At 53.0% G+C, this 14,959-nt stretch carries 16 protein-coding genes; 4 read left to right on the top strand and 12 right to left on the bottom strand.

Translation table 11 applies throughout. The features are described from left to right. Window positions 1–75: 75 nt before the first annotated feature. The 9 genes from BM258_RS05640 to BM258_RS05600 all read right to left on the bottom strand — a co-directional run bounded on the left by BM258_RS05640 (window position 76) and on the right by BM258_RS05600 (window position 9,137). Entirely contained in the window at window positions 76–1,041 is a 966-nt protein-coding gene (locus tag BM258_RS05640; protein ID WP_090069837.1) for a type II secretion system F family protein, read from the bottom strand. Window positions 1,042–1,101: 60 nt separating this feature from the next. Next, window positions 1,102–2,106, bottom strand: coding sequence for a type II secretion system F family protein (locus tag BM258_RS05635; RefSeq protein ID WP_090069835.1), 1,005 nt, complete (start codon window positions 2,104–2,106; stop codon window positions 1,102–1,104). A 12-nt stretch (window positions 2,107–2,118) separates the two neighbouring features. Next, a complete protein-coding gene (locus BM258_RS05630) occupies window positions 2,119–3,588 on the bottom strand; it encodes a TadA family conjugal transfer-associated ATPase (RefSeq protein ID WP_090069834.1) in 1,470 nt (489 codons plus the stop codon). A gap of 26 nt (window positions 3,589–3,614) precedes the next feature. Then, the gene (locus BM258_RS05625; RefSeq protein ID WP_139229207.1) at window positions 3,615–4,922 is read right to left on the bottom strand and encodes a CpaE/TadZ family protein; all 1,308 of its coding nucleotides are present in this window, start codon (window positions 4,920–4,922) and stop codon (window positions 3,615–3,617) included. After that, window positions 4,919–5,668 carry a CpaD family pilus assembly protein gene (locus tag BM258_RS05620; RefSeq protein ID WP_175527939.1) on the bottom strand — a complete coding sequence of 250 codons (750 nt, stop codon included), beginning with the start codon at window positions 5,666–5,668 and terminating at the stop codon, window positions 4,919–4,921. Before BM258_RS05620 ends, BM258_RS05625 begins: the two co-directional genes overlap by 4 nt. Window positions 5,669–5,672: 4 nt before the next feature. After that, a complete protein-coding gene (locus BM258_RS05615; RefSeq protein ID WP_090069831.1) occupies window positions 5,673–7,124 on the bottom strand; it encodes a type II and III secretion system protein family protein in 1,452 nt (483 codons plus the stop codon). Then, window positions 7,121–7,894: a Flp pilus assembly protein CpaB gene (cpaB, locus tag BM258_RS05610; RefSeq protein ID WP_175527938.1), complete on the bottom strand. Its 774-nt coding sequence runs from the start codon at window positions 7,892–7,894 to the stop codon at window positions 7,121–7,123. Before cpaB ends, BM258_RS05615 begins: the two co-directional genes overlap by 4 nt. A gap of 311 nt (window positions 7,895–8,205) precedes the next feature. After that, on the bottom strand, window positions 8,206–8,730 hold the full coding sequence (locus BM258_RS05605; RefSeq protein WP_175527937.1) for an A24 family peptidase: 525 nt from the start codon (window positions 8,728–8,730) through the stop codon (window positions 8,206–8,208). Between the two features lie 230 nt (window positions 8,731–8,960). Beyond that, window positions 8,961–9,137, bottom strand: coding sequence for a Flp family type IVb pilin (locus tag BM258_RS05600; protein WP_090069825.1), 177 nt, complete (start codon window positions 9,135–9,137; stop codon window positions 8,961–8,963). 533 nt (window positions 9,138–9,670) lie between these two features. On the opposite strand from BM258_RS05600, the gene BM258_RS05595 reads away from it, so the two are divergent. The 3 genes from BM258_RS05595 to BM258_RS05585 all read left to right on the top strand — a co-directional run bounded on the left by BM258_RS05595 (window position 9,671) and on the right by BM258_RS05585 (window position 11,486). Then, window positions 9,671–10,099 carry a pilus assembly protein N-terminal domain-containing protein gene (locus BM258_RS05595; protein ID WP_244544622.1) on the top strand — a complete coding sequence of 143 codons (429 nt, stop codon included), beginning with the start codon at window positions 9,671–9,673 and terminating at the stop codon, window positions 10,097–10,099. Between the two features lie 196 nt (window positions 10,100–10,295). Further along, window positions 10,296–10,871: a TadE/TadG family type IV pilus assembly protein gene (locus BM258_RS05590; protein ID WP_090069821.1), complete on the top strand. Its 576-nt coding sequence runs from the start codon at window positions 10,296–10,298 to the stop codon at window positions 10,869–10,871. A 48-nt stretch (window positions 10,872–10,919) separates the two neighbouring features. Further along, on the top strand, window positions 10,920–11,486 hold the full coding sequence (locus BM258_RS05585) for a TadE/TadG family type IV pilus assembly protein (protein WP_090069819.1): 567 nt from the start codon (window positions 10,920–10,922) through the stop codon (window positions 11,484–11,486). 59 nt (window positions 11,487–11,545) lie between these two features. Here BM258_RS05585 and BM258_RS05580 read toward each other — a convergent pair whose 3' ends face one another. Continuing rightward, window positions 11,546–12,634: a phosphate/phosphite/phosphonate ABC transporter substrate-binding protein gene (locus BM258_RS05580; protein WP_175527936.1), complete on the bottom strand. Its 1,089-nt coding sequence runs from the start codon at window positions 12,632–12,634 to the stop codon at window positions 11,546–11,548. A 197-nt stretch (window positions 12,635–12,831) separates the two neighbouring features. Between BM258_RS05580 and BM258_RS05575 the strand changes: the two genes are divergently transcribed. Beyond that, window positions 12,832–13,446: an HAD family hydrolase gene (locus BM258_RS05575; RefSeq protein WP_090069815.1), complete on the top strand. Its 615-nt coding sequence runs from the start codon at window positions 12,832–12,834 to the stop codon at window positions 13,444–13,446. A gap of 37 nt (window positions 13,447–13,483) precedes the next feature. On the opposite strand, the gene BM258_RS05570 is transcribed toward BM258_RS05575, so the two are convergent. Next, the gene (locus BM258_RS05570) at window positions 13,484–14,065 is read right to left on the bottom strand and encodes a retropepsin-like aspartic protease family protein (RefSeq protein WP_090069812.1); all 582 of its coding nucleotides are present in this window, start codon (window positions 14,063–14,065) and stop codon (window positions 13,484–13,486) included. A gap of 126 nt (window positions 14,066–14,191) precedes the next feature. Then, on the bottom strand, window positions 14,192–14,821 hold the full coding sequence (gene upp / locus BM258_RS05565) for a uracil phosphoribosyltransferase (RefSeq protein WP_090069810.1): 630 nt from the start codon (window positions 14,819–14,821) through the stop codon (window positions 14,192–14,194). Between the last annotated feature and the right edge of the window lie 138 nt (window positions 14,822–14,959).

The following is a 14,959-nucleotide window of genomic DNA, read 5'->3' as shown; positions in this document are numbered from 1 at the left end:
CTTCACGGCCCTTTTCTTATATTGCTTCCTTTTGCTTGCTTACCCCGCGGATAGCCCTTCCAAGGGCTGATCCTGCTAGTGGGTCGTGAAATATTGCACGGCAATTGGCCCCAGAACCACGATGAAAATCGCTGGCAGGAAAAACAGGATCATCGGCACGGTCAGCTTTGGCGGTAGGGCAGCAGCCTTTTTCTCAGCAGCCGTCATGCGGGCCAAGCGGTTTTCTTCAGCCATCACGCGAATAGCGTCTCCCAACGGCGTCCCGTAGCGCTCAGCCTGAATGAGCGACGTCATGACACCGCGAACACCTTCAAGCCCGGTACGATCGGAGATATTCTCATAGGCAATCCGCCGGTCTTGCAAATAGGACAGTTCTGCAGTCAGGATGGTCAATTCTTCTGCCAGCTCTACGCTGGCTGTCCCGATCTCGGTGGCCACCTTCTGGAAGCCCATTTCGGCGGTCATGCCGGACTCAACACATATCAGAAGCAAGTCCAGTGCATCCGGCCAAGCCCTTGTAATAGACGCCTGCCTCTTGTTTCTCACATTTTGCAAATAGAGCAAAGGCGCATAATAACAGGCATAGGCAAACAGCACGCACATAAACAGGTTTACCATCGGCGGATAGTCAGGCTTCAACATAACGAAGACATAGAACAGCGATATCAGCAGGCCGGCGAAAGGCCCGATGATGCGTGCGAAGGTGAAAGTCATGACATGCTTTTCAAGACGAAAACCGGCCTGCTTGAGCTTGATGCGGGTCTCCTTATCGGAAAAGGCATCGCGCATCTTGAAGCGATCCACGATGTTGACGATCAGTTCCTTAGGCTCCTGGCGCAAAGAAATGCGCCCTTCCTTGCCGCCACTATTCAAAAGAGCCCGTTCCCGCTTGCGAATGCGTTCCCGCTCGCTTGCGACCTCATGCATTCTTTCGCCGAGGCGATCCTTCTCAAGGAAAGGCATCGCCACGGCAAGAATCGAGGCGATCACAGCAATGGCCGTTAGCAGCGCAAACAGATCCTGAACTTCAAAGCCTGCCATGTTTCATTCCCTCACTGTTGCACCCTGCCTTGGGACACTCGCGTCGCAGCGACCGAACACTCAAATATCAAAATTGATCATCGCCCGCATAACCAGAACCCCGATCCCCATCCAGACCAAGGCCCCACACACGAGCATGATCCCCATCGATTCCTGGAACAGGATCATGATGAGATCCTTCTGGGTGAGGTAGGTCATGAAGCCGATAATGAACGGCATCGCGCCGATAATGGCTGCGGACGCCTTGGCCTCGGTCGAGAGGGCCTGCACCTTTTCCTTCATCTGGGCACGAGATCGCAAAACACGCGAAAGGTTCCCCAGAGCCTCGGACAAGGAGCCACCGGCCTGTACCTGAATGGCGATAACGATGGCGAAAAAGTTGGTTTCCGGCAAGGGCACGCGCTGATGCAGACGCGGTACAACTTTTGCCAGCGGTAGCCCCATTGCCTGTTCATCAACAAGACGCTTGAATTCGCTGCGCACGGGTTCGGCGGTTTCTGTCGCGGCAATCGCCAGACAGTCGCCCAAAGGCAATCCGGTTCTGATGCCGCGCACAATAACGTCGACCGCGTTGGGGAATTCTGCAATGAACTGTCTCATGCGTTTCTTGCGCTTGCGCGATAGCCAGAAATGGGGAACGCCCAGAAAGCCAACGATGCCGACACCTGTGGAAATGGTGATGGATGAGCCACCCAGCAAGGCAATGAAAAAGAAAACCACACCACTCACGGCACTATAAAGCCAGAATTGCCTTGGCGTTATCGTGAGCCCGGCCTGTCTTAGCCGTGCCTTGAGAGACTGCTTTTTCTCCTTGCCCTTCTTTTGCAGATCTTCCATCTGCTTGAGGTTGGCCTCGATGTCCTTGCGCCGGTCTATGTTGGCCGATTTCAGACGCTTGTCGGCAATCTGAATGCGGCTCATAGAGACAGCCTGCATACGCTGGTCGCGGTTATAATTCTTGGAAAGACGCGGATAAAAAAGACCCCAGGCGATTCCGATAACGGAAAAGACGACCAGAACAACCAGCGCGATGGCAAAGATCAAATCACTACTGATAAAATCCATGTCTCCTCCAGATCAGGCAAAAGTGCCCGGTTCGATGTTGGACGCGTCAAGCGCAGCGGCCAAGGCTGTTTCTTCGTTGTAATAGCGCGCACGTTCCCAAAAGGCCGGGCGGCCGATGCCAGTGGAGCGGTGCATGCCCGTAATCTTGCCGGCGGCGTCTTCCCCGGTTATTTCATAGAGGAACAGGTCCTGAGTGGTGATGACGTCTCCCTCCATACCGGTCACTTCGGTAATGTGAGTGATCCGACGAGAGCCGTCTCTAAGGCGCGAAGCCTGAACGATGACGTCAATGGAGCCTACGATCATCTCGCGAATGGTCTTGGTTGGCAGATTATAGCCGCCCATGGTGATCATGGCTTCCAGACGAGAAAGAGCCTCCCTAGGGGAGTTGGCGTGCAAGGTACCCATGGAGCCGTCATGGCCGGTATTCATGGCCTGTAGCAAGTCGAAGGCTTCAAAGCCACGCACCTCGCCCACGATGATCCGCTCTGGGCGCATACGCAGACAGTTCCTGACCAGATCAGTCATGGTGATCTGCCCTTCCCCTTCAAGATTGGGCGGGCGGGTTTCAAGACGCACGACATGCGGCTGCTGTAGCTGCAATTCGGCAGCGTCTTCGCAGGTGACGATACGTTCGTCATTCTCGATATAGTTGGTCAGGCAATTGAGCAGTGTCGTTTTACCCGAGCCGGTACCGCCGGAAATCACCACGTTGCATCGTACGCGCCCGATGATCTTGAGGATCTGAGCCCCTTCGGGCGAAATGGTACCAAACCGCACGAGCTGATCCAGCGTCAGCTTGTCTTTCTTGAATTTACGAATGGTCAGCGTGGGGCCATCAATGGCCAGAGGCGGCGCGATCACGTTCACACGAGAGCCATCGGGCAAGCGGGCATCACAGATGGGGCTTGATTCATCCACTCTACGACCAACCTGAGACACGATGCGCTGGCAGATATTCATCAGCTGGCCATTGTCGCGGAAGCGAACATTGGTGAGATAAACCTTACCCTGAGTTTCGATATAGGTCTTCTCGGCGCCGTTGACCATGATATCGGCGATATCGTCGCGTGCCAGAAGCGGCTCAAGCGGGCCATAGCCCAGCACATCATTGCAAATATCATCCAGCAGATCTTCCTGCTCGGCGATCGAGAGAACGATATTCTTCAGGGCGATGATCTCGGAAACGATGTCGCGGATTTCCTCGCGCGCAGAATCCGTGTCCAGCCGCGCCATCTGTGCCAGATCGATCGTATCGATGAGCGCGCCGAAAACCGAGGTCTTGATGTCAAAATACTGTTCGGAACGGCCAGAGGCAGCACCATCATCAATGGGCTGATAGTTCACCTCGACCGCTTGCTTATAGCTTTCCTCGTCCTTCTTGGCAGAAGGTTTGGAAGGCGCAGGCTTTGAGGTGCTCGCCTTTGGCTTGCTCACTGGCACCGCAACTTTGGCGCCTTCTGTTCCACGTTTTCCGAACATATCTTACTAACCAGACTAACTCGATACTATTTGGACTTTTTCAGCTTCTGCAAAAGCGGTGCGAAAAGGGACTTGCTTGTCTTGGGCGCTTCCGATCGCCCCGTGATATCGGAGGCCAGATTGTCGAACAACTCCACCAGCTTTGCACCAGACCCCAATTCACTGATCATCTGACCATTGTTGGCCGCCTGCCCGAACACCGCCGGCTCGAAGGGAACCTCGATATAGGCGTCACGCTCAAGAGCTGCCGAAAAATCCTTTGGCTTAATCTCCGGGCGTTTCTGCATGCCGGTCTGATTGATGATCAGATGCGGTGGCCGTTCGCCGCGACGTTCCTGGTCAATCAGGTCGAACAGGTTCTTTACGTTGCGCAGGTTGGCGAGATCAGGCACCGCCGTGATGACGATTTCGTCTGCTCCCATAAGCAGGGCCTTGCTCCAGTCGGTCCAGACATGAGGCAGATCAAGCACAGTGTAAGGTGCGCTATTCTGCAGCAGCTCCACCATCTGCACGAAGAATTCGGCGTCATAGTCGCAGGTATTGTCAAGCACGGCAGGGGCCGTCAGCAAATGAAGTCGATCACTGCACCGGGTCAGAAGACGCTCCAGATACTGATCATCCAGACGCTCGCCGGCCTTGATCGCATCAGCGATGGATTGCGGAGGATCTTCGTTGAAATCGAGCCCGGCGGTGCCAAACGCAACGTCAAAGTCAGAGATGATGACATCTTGCTGGTTGCTGGTGGTGATCGACCATCCGATATTGTGCGCCATGGTCGAGGATCCAACCCCGCCCTTGGCCCCCATGAAAGCGACCGTCTTGCCCAATGGCTCGGCGTCGGGGCTTACAAACAGATCACTCAGGGCCTGAATGAGTTCAATCTGGCCGACAGGCGCAACGATATATTCGGACACGCCACGGCGCACCAGATCACGATACATCTGAACATCGTTGATATGGCCGATCAGCACGACCTTGGTGCCCACATCGCAGACCTCAGCCAATCGGTCGAGATCTTCGATCAGCATCTCGTAGCTTTGGTTCGCTTCTAGCAAAAGCAGATTCGGGGTCGGCGTATCGGAGAAAAACTCAATCGCCGACTGGACTCCACCCGATACCGATTTCAAATGAACCCGCGACAGGCGTCGATCTGTACTGATCGCATCAATGGTGGCCTGAATTTGCGGCGTCTCGCAAAAGGCGGAAATGGACACACGTGGCAAGGGACGGATGTCAATCGCGTCATTGGAGCCGGGGCCAGACAATTCCTGCTGGAATGCCTGCAATTCCGGATCATCCTCGAAGCCAATAGCTGGAATTGTTTGATCACTCATTGCCCGACCTCCGAGCTAGAACCGGATTTGGTATCCAGACTGCTTGACCAGGTTTCCTTGCCATCGCGATATTTGCCCGACATGGCCGAGCGCAGCATGGAATCGCGCGGTTCCCATCCGCGTGGCTGGATCAGATCCTGCGGATTGGCAACGGCTGCTGCGAAATTTTGCTGTGTCGTACATCCAAAGTCGAAATGCTGCCTGTTATTCATGCTGCGTCCGAGATCTTCAGGGTGGGTTCCGCAAGGTAGTGTCTTGGCTTCCATGCGCGGATAGGCCAAACGGATCGGCGCATCGCTCGCATCGGTTGCTGTGTAGGGAAGCATATCGATCTGGGCAGACTGTACGCCCTGCCGCATCAGATCCATTCTGATTTCCCTTGCCATGAAGCCAGCGCTCATCTCGTTGACGGCTCCAGATGGCACCATGACCTGAATGACCGAAGCACGTTCACGGCTGAAGTCCCGCGCAAACGCCGCGATGGCAGATTGCGATGACGGGGTCAGCTTTTCGCTATGCACACCGACCGGAATATCCAGTGTGCGAGCCGATTGCTGCAAGGTGATCGGATGGCGCAAACGATAGTCCTGAGAAACCGAGCCGGTCACTTCCCGCTTGGATTCGCACCCGACCAGCGCCAAGGCGCACGCAACAATAGCGGCCCCTCGCAAAAAGGAGGATTTTGCCACTGGCTGTCGTCCGGATTGTTGCATTGGCGTGATCTCACCATGTTTGAACATTGCCATGCCCTCACTCATAACTGTAGCCAAAGCGGCCATTATATTTTACACCCCGGCGTCCATTCCCGCCGACCATGTCGTAACGACGGGTCAGAGCACCAAGGAAAATGTCATTCATATCGGATGATGGCTCGACATTCTTTGTGGGCAGAGCCACTTTCGATTTGGCCACCGGCTGGACAATATAAGGGGTAACGAAGAACACCAGTTCGGTCTGATTGCGCTTGTAGTCGCGAGACCGGAACAGAGCACCCAGCACCGGCAAATCCTTGAGATAAGGGAAGCCGTCGATATTCTTGCGTATGTCATCACGCAACAAACCAGCCATCGCCATGGTGCCCCCGGAGGGCAATTCCAGCGTGGTTGACGAACGCCGGGTTCTCAAGCCTGGAATGGAGAGCTGGGCATTGGTGCTGCCGACAGTCACCGTCTGGTCTGACGAAATTTCCGAAACTTCGGATTTGATCTGCAAGCTGATGCGATTTTCCGACAGAACAATCGGGCGGAAGGATAGCGCTACACCATACTGCTTGAACTCGACCATGATCTTGCCATCGTCCAGACCGACCGGAATGGGGAATTCGCCACCAGCCAGAAAATCGGCTTTCTCGCCGGAAATGGCCGTCAGGTTGGGCTCGGCCAAGGTGCGGATCAATCCGTTGCGCTCCATGGCCTGAACGACCGTGGTCAAATAGTTGTCTGTGCCTCCCAGGCTCATGCCCAAAGCGCTTTCAGACATATTCTGCAAGGCAACCGAGAAGGGGTTGGAGATCTGCCCGGAACTGGTGAAGATACCACGTGAAAGAGCACCTCCCATGCTGATGCCGAGCTGCTTGATAACACTGCGCTCCACCTCAGCCACGGTGACGCGGATCTGAACCTGCTCACGGGCCTCGACTGAAATATAGTTGCTGACTTTCTCGCGGTCGCCAACATAGGTGGCAGCCAGATCCATGGCTTTTTCCGCATCTGCTGGTCGCTCAACCGAACCGGAGAGCGCCACCCCCTCACCGACACCATCCACGCGGATGTTGGACGAGGGGATCATGCGGCGCAACAGAGCAGCAAGAGAGGCGTTGTCTCGTGCAACATTGACATCGAAGCTGGCGATCTGATTGCCGTTGCCATCAAACAGGATCACATTGGCCTGCCCTATCGCCATGCCGATGATGTAGACCCGGCGCGGCGTGCGCACCACCGCATCTGCAACAGACGGACTGGAAACCAGCACATCGCGCACATCACGCGGGGTTTCGATCACCACAGACTTGTTGAGCCCGACATCAATGTTGCGCCCATTGGCACTGGCGGCGTTGAGGCGCATCTCAGATCCGGCAAAAGCTCCGGACGTGGGAGCCAGACAAAGCAGGGTCATCAGGCAGACAAGCATCATGACCGGCAGGGCCCTGCCAGACAGTCCGCGGTGTGTGACCATTTTCATACCAAGCGAAAATCTGATCATTGCTTTACTGTCCTCTTGCTCATCATACCGGAGCGCACCATGATTACGGTGCCATTGTTGGCCTGAGAGACCTCGGTATCGTCTTCAGCATCTTCCAGAGAGCGCAAGACAAGCGATATGGTTCCGTCGGCCTGAGCCGCTGAGAGGTTTTCAACCTGTGAAGGCAACAGCTCCAATGTCGCGGTTTCCCCGACAACCACCTTCACCCCGTCCTTTTCTTCAGTTGTCTGGTCGATTGCCAGAACCCGGATATTATTGAGGATGGTTTCAGAGCTGGCGCCATTTTTGCCTTGCTCGGTAAGAATGACATCAACCTTGTCTTTGGGAAGAATGAAGCCGCCCGCACTCGTTGCCGCCGAAATAGGCGTTGCGACGGCCCGATAGCCCTTGAGCAGAACCGAAGACATCATGCCTTTGCCTCCGATGGCCAGCTTGCCTTCGGTAATGGGCTCGCCCTGCAGGAAAGACCCGCGCGCAACAGCACCAACCAGTTCGCTATCGGCTTCGGGGCGTTCATCACGCACAATATAGCCGGGGCCGAGATTGGCTCTTGGCCATTTGCTCCATGCAAAGAGATTGGCCGTGAAATTTGTGCCGAGCGAAACATTCTGCGCAGCGGTCAGCACTTCAGCCAACTCGATCTGCTCAACTGGCGCAGCCGGTTCCACCTGGACTTCCTGCTTCTGGGTGCCAAGTGATCTGGCCAACACCAAAGCAAACAATCCGGCGACCAAAGCGACAACAATGACGGCAATACGCGCTACTCTCATGTCCTCGTTTCCCATGCGTTTCAGGCACTAGACGCTTTCAGGGCGCAAAAGCACCCGCGTTCAGTGTCCAACACTTATGGTTAACGACAAGTAAGCGTGTTTGCTTAATATGAGCTTAATTTCGCAAAAAACCGTAATTATAAACGCTCAGAAACAAAATTTGGACGCGTAAAAGGAATTGGAGGGTTCTTGGTTACGTGAATATTTTATAACTTCAAGAGTAGAAGAAAGAAAACCGCCCTTCTATGAAGAAGACCGGTATTCCGTGCTGCATCTATTGGAAGAATTTCCTATCGAACAAATGCCGATCCTCAAGAAATCGCAAGGCGAATACCGGCATCCATCCAATCAGAGATTGAATAGAGCTGAAGCCCGGCGGCGCCGAGAGCCAAACCGTAGGGAATACGCTTGACCGAATGCAGACGCATGGCCCAATCCATCTTGACCATGAAGGCGGGCAGAAAACGCGAGCGCATCAGGATAAAGGCAAAGGCCATGATGGACCCGTAAATGGACGTGAGCGCGAAGAACATGATGGTCAGTTCCGGTCCCATCCAGATCGCGGCAACGGCTGCAAATTTGGCGTCGCCACCACCGATGCATTTAAACATCCATAACAAGTAAACAGCGACGAACGTGATAGCGCCAACACCCAGATGCGCGAAGGCATCCTGCCAGCCCATGCCAGTGCCATAGGCAAAAACGGGAAAAGCAGCAAGAAAAACAAGGGCAAGACGATTGGAAATACGCATGCTGAAAAGATCTGAGCTGGCTGCATAGGCAAAGACCAGTGGGACAAACAGAACAAGACCCCAGCCAAAAACAAAATCCATCATGCTTTCATCCTTCCCCATGCTCTCAAAGAGGGTGAGACAACTCTTCCCTCGCAGTCTTCTCAAGCAACACGCCCGACTTGGACCAAATTACCAGAGAAATATTACCAATCAATTGTATTTCCTGGATAATTCATAAAGAAAAGGCCACCCGCAGGTAGCCTTCCTTTGTATCGTAGCTTGCACTTTCTTTTGAGAAAAGCGCAAGCTCCATACCTTGAAATGTCATGCCATTAAGGCAGGGTAATACCGGAAAGCTTGTTGCCAACGTTGGTCATCAGCGTGGATACGCCGCCAGCAAGAGTAGAGGCAGCAGCCATGATGCCTACGCCGATGAGGCCAGCAAGAAGGGCATATTCAATAGCGGTTGCGCCAGATTCGTCTTTCAGAAAGTGAGTAAACTTGTTCATTTTGGACTCCTAATATTCCACATTTTTGACAGCTCTTGCTCCAACAATCAGCGCTTGTCGCGTTTTTATTGCATCATTGGAACGATGTCAGTTTTATCGAATAACTCTTTCCATCACGTTAAATGAATAGGTAAACCAATAGCTAAACCAACTGAATAATATTCTTGGTTAAGAAATCACTTCGAAAAAATCAACAAACCACAACCCCACAAAACAGAACAACTCTGATAAATATTTATAAATACATTGTATTATAAAGAAAAATCATACCTAATAACTTATTAATATAAAAAATACTCAAATTCTATTTCCATTTTTGCTAAATCACGGGTCTGACACACTTGTTTTTGTGCCACAGCACAGCTAGCCAATCCTTGCGCTTTTCTGCTCTTAAAGCTTCCTTCACCATTTTTTTCCATCTTTAGCTGAACAAGGCTTGCCTCCAAAAGGAGTGCTGGCGGCCTGCCTCATGGAGACAGATTATGAAATTCGCCCAAGCGTCCTTCGCTTTTTTAGCAATCGTTTTTTTGTCAATGGGTCAAACCGCGCTGGCAGACCAGTCCTATCCCATGATCGACGTGAAAGTGGACCGGGCCAAAGTTATGCGCGTATCCCGCGCCGCTTCCATGGTGATTATCGGAAACCCTGCCATTGCAGACGCCACCATCAAGGATAGCCAGACCCTGATCATCACCGGCAAGCAATATGGTACAACCAACCTCATTGTGCTGGACGCTGAAGGTGAGCCGATTGCCGACGAAATTCTGAGCGTGTCCTCCGCAATGGACAGCAATGTCGTTATCTATAAGGGCACAGATCGCTTCACCCTGCATTGCTCACCCGATTGCGAGCCGGTTTATCGGGTTGGTGACCAGAAAGACAAGCTGGCAGAGCTCAACACATCCATTCAGTCCCGTGGCCAGCTTTCCGAAGGCGGCGACCCCGCCCCAAATCTTGAGTAGGAGATCCGCATCAGGCGCTAGATCCTCGCGATTAACCAGTTTTACCAATCATTCGTAAAGGCTTTTCTGGCAGTGTTTCTGCGCGTTATCCGAAGCATATGAGAGAGTTTTTCGCAGCATACCAGATCCATCTGCATGGCTGCTCGGTTTTCTTCCGTCCTCTTCGGCGCAGCGCCATTGAATAGAGGAACTCCCAATGAGACTGTTCTTGAAAGACGGCCTTTTTACCAAACAATCGATCGGGCTTGGAAACAAGCAGTCCTTCAGGCACGCCTTTATCCGCGATGAAGAAGGCGCCACCACGATTGAATTTGTCTTGCTGGCGGCCCCGTTTTTTGCATTTCTCTATTCGCTGCTGGCAATCGGCTATATCTATCTCAACGCAACCATTCTTGAAGATGCCGCACAGCAGGCCGGACGGAAAATCCGGACAGGCGAAGTCGCGGCCGTGGACCTCTCCAAGAATGACTTCAAGAAAATGGTTTGCAGTGGCGTTCTTATTCCGGAAGCCACTTGCCTGAGTGAACTGGTCGTTGATGTGACCAGCGATCCGGACCTCTCCCAGCTTGATACGGACGCCCCGACCAATAACGGGCAGCTGGACAGCTCGCAGGAAACTTATGATCCGGGAGATGCCAATGATTATGTCATTGTGAAAACCTATTTGCCTCTGGGGTCCATGAGCGAGTTGTTTGCGCTTTTGAATAGCGGGACGGCACCAGAATTCATTTTGTCTTCTGTCGAAGTCTTTCGTAACGAGCCTTTCGAATAAAGCCTATCGCGAGCCCTATTTCGATCCTTGAATTTCGGACATCCCATCATGCAGGCATTGACAAACAGACTTCTTTCCAAGGTTAGGGATCAGCTCGGCCGCTTTTCCAGAGATCAACAGGGTGTGTCTGCAATTGAGTTTGCCATCATCCTGCCATTGATGGTTTTTTTGGCACTTGGCACTTGGGAGCTCACTCAGGCCATCATGGTCAGCCGTAAGAATTCCAATCTTGCCACTTCGATTGCCAACCTGGCGACACAGGATTCCGAGATTACCGCGTCTGACTGGACCACGTTTGGCGATATCGCAGAGAAGATCCTGTATCCCTACGATAATCTCACCCATAGAATCGGCATGATTGCAGTCAAAGTGGACAAAAACAGCAATCTCGATGTTATTTGCCGCTATGGCTCTGCGCCGGTTGATGCCTCTACGCTGCCTACGGGTATGCGCGTGGCCGAACGCTTTTATATCATGACGGCAGCCGAAGTGGATTATCTCTCTTTTTCCGACACGTTCTCGGCCTATGGTGTCACCACGGGCATCGGAGATATGACTTTCAGGGATACAGCTATATTCTCTCCCAGAAATACTGAAGAGATATCTTGCAAATAGCGCCGTCACAGGCAGGAGCCATTGCGGCCCCTGCGCTTCCCGATGTTAGATACTGCCGATCAGCGCGCAGTGGCAATTTCGATCAGGGGTTCATAATCCTGCAGGCTGACGCTTCTAAAGCCGCCGCCATAGCGCCGCTCAATCGCATCATAGGCTTCCGGATCGTGCTGGTTCATCTCTTTAAGCGCATTGATCAGATCTGCCCGGGTCTGCTTGTCCACTTCATTATGGATCACATGTGGGCCTGCCGGAATGGCCGGTGAATGCCAGATGGAGAGAAAATCGGGCCTGATGTCCGCCTGTCTGGCTCCATGCTTCTTTTGCAGATAAGCAGAAACGGCTCCTTCACTGGAGAAGATATTCTGGTTGTAAGGCGTAGTCGACCAGACCAACGCGGCATCAACGGCCCCTTCATCAAGCAGTTCAAGAGCCTCATCCGGGCTATCCTTGCCAACCAGAGAGTCGAGATCCCGCTCGGGGTTCAGTCCCGCTTTCTTGAGTTCATTCATCGCCATGTAGAAGGGGATTGCGCCATCCTTGGAAGACAAGGCCATGGAGCGCCCGGATAGATCGGCAAGATTCTGGATGCCGCTGGCGCCACGAACGAGCAGCAGCATATAAATGCCATCGGGTGCCTCGCGGGAAATGGGCGCGACCATTGGCGTCAGGCACCCGCAGGATGCATAGGCCATTGAAAAGATGCTGGCCGGATAGATGGAGTAATCCACCTGTCGCCCGATATGGGCTGCCATAAGCGAACGCATAGAGGTGTAGGCCACAATCTCGATCGGTCTTGAAAGGCTCTCCTGAAGATAGCGACGGAAGGGCTCTATGCGCGCCTGTAGATAGCTTGCGCCCTGCTCAGAGATCAGACCTACTCGCAATGGTGGCTTGTCGTCTAGAAGCGTAACGGTGTTTGGCTCGTCCAGCTGGGTGATCGATGGACTGACTTGCGTGCTATTCCCCTCTCCTGAAGGAAGCGGCTGAAGCGCATTATCCGTGGAGCGCACATCGCTTTGCGTCATGGGGAAGCTGGCACTGGGTTTGGTTGCCATATCGCTGCCCAGCGTGTCGAGCATGTGACGTTCAACGGCTTGTTGTGCCTTAACCTTCGGGGCCCCCATCATGACCAGGCATAGGGTTGCCATAACACATATGCCGATCAATGCACCAAACGGACGCTGACATGCGACCAAACAGCCAGAAACGGAATTCAACATCGAAATTCAATATCCCCCAGCAAGGATTTGTGTGAATCATATAATCTACATCTTGTGGTGATAAATCACCCGGATCAAATACAATACCCTTCGTACACTCACGCCAGATGAATAGCGAGCCTCACATGTCACAGAATCCATCCATTGTGGTTTTCGATGTTGGTAATGTCCTTATCCGTTGGGACATGCACTATCTCTACGAATCTTTTTTCGCCAGCAAGGAAGAAATCGATGCCTTTACTGCGGAAACAGGCTTGCATGACTGGAATTTGCAGCAGGATCTTGGCCGAGATTGGGCAGAAGGCATAGAAATGCTCACCAAGGCACACCCCGGCTATGAAAAAGAAATCCGTGCCTTCAGAGAGCGCTGGCATGACATGGTGCCGGGCGTCATTTCCGGAACCGTACTCATTAAGGAACGCTTGCAGGAAATGAATGTGCCGCTCTATGCGATCACCAACTTTGCCGGCGACACCTTCCGGGAATGTCAGGAGCGCTTTCCCACCCTCAAGCAGTTCCGCGATATCGTGATTTCCGGCGAGGAGAAAACCGTCAAACCGGGTACCGACATTTTTCATATTCTGCTGGAGCGCAACAATCTGGAAGCAGCCGATTGCCTGTTTGTTGATGACACCATGCCGAATATCGACGCGGCGCGTTCCATTGGCATGCATGCGCATCATTTCAAAAGCCCGTTCGGTTTGGCTGAAGATCTGCGCAAGTATGGCTTTGCCATCTAGACGTGATTGAGCGCTGGGTAGGATCGCCGGGCCGGGGTCAGTTCTCCAGAATGAGCCGACCTCGCTCAACCCGGATGGTCTGGAGCTTTCGCAGATAACTCATCCCCATAAGCGTGACACTGAGGGCTCCTTTTGGCGCAACCAGCACATCGAGATTGCGCACTCTGACCTGTCCGATCCTTACGCTGGAAACCCGTGCATGGGCATAATACTGCACGCCATTCCCCGTCCGCACTGGCTCCTTATAGTCGGCTTCATTCGGGCGAATGCCTATGCGCCGCGCATCTTCATGGGTCAGCGCAACAGTGCTGGCTCCCGTATCAATCAGCGTTCGCACGGTCTTGTTGTTGAAATAGGCCTGAGCAAAAAAGTGGCCACCTGGGCCGGGCTTTAGTACAACGCGATTGACGCCATTATAGTTGGTTGTCTTGCTGCTCTTGTCTGCTGAGGATGTGTTGAGAAGGACGGAAGCATCACGGCTGTCCATATAGCCATTCGCTACAAGCCAATCGGTTGCCACTCCCGGCAGCAGAGTGGCAAGAACAACAAAGACGATGGCCATGAAAATAAGACGCGCCATGATAAAGAAAACTCCGGTTTCGACAACCGGTGCCAACATGGCAAATTTCAGAATAAAAGCCGTTAAAGGCGCGCGTCTCGCGCATCATTTTCAATGCGCATGGTAAACAAGGCCTGAATTCAGGCCTTGTTCTTGTTGCTATTCAATCATGCAGCAAGCAAATGCTTACTTGGTGCCATACATGCGGTCGCCCGCATCGCCAAGACCGGGAAGAATATAATTCTTCTCGTTGAGCTTCTTGTCGATGGCTGCGGTGATCACAGGCACATCGGGGTGCGCTTCGGTGAAGGCTTCGATGCCTTCAGGTGCTGCCAGAAGAGAAACAAAGCGGATATTCTGAGCACCACGTTCCTTGAGCTTATTGATGGCGAGAACAGCCGAGTTGGCCGTTGCCAGCATCGGGTCAACGGCGATGACCAGACGATCTTCCAGATCTTCAGGTGCCTTGAAATAATATTCAACCGCTTCAAACGTCACCGGATCGCGATAAAGACCAACATGGGCCACACGGGCAGAAGGGACCAGATCCAGCATGCCTTCCAAGAGGCCATTACCAGCGCGCAGAATAGAGGCGAACACCAGTTTCTTGCCGGAAAGAGTTGGCGCCTTCATTTCCATGAGCGGCGTTTCAATCATCTTGGTGGTCATTTCCAGCTCACGCGTTGCTTCATAGCAGAGCAGGTGGGAAATTTCCCGCAGCAACTGGCGGAAGGATGCCGTGGACGTGTCCTTGTCCCGCATGATGGTGAGCTTGTGCTGAACAAGCGGATGATCGACGACAGTTACCTGCTGCATGGCCCGATTCCTTTGATCTATGGTGCAATTTTGCCTCTTTTAGCCTAAGCCGCGCTTTGAGAGCAAGCAACCGAGTCAAATGGATGTCCAATGATGAACCGGATTCTGGCCTTAAGCTGAACAAGCGTCCCTTATATG

This window comes from Cohaesibacter marisflavi (assembly GCF_900115225.1).
GTDB lineage: Bacteria > Pseudomonadota > Alphaproteobacteria > Rhizobiales > Cohaesibacteraceae > Cohaesibacter > Cohaesibacter marisflavi.
This window is presented reverse-complemented; position numbering and strand designations above follow the sequence as displayed.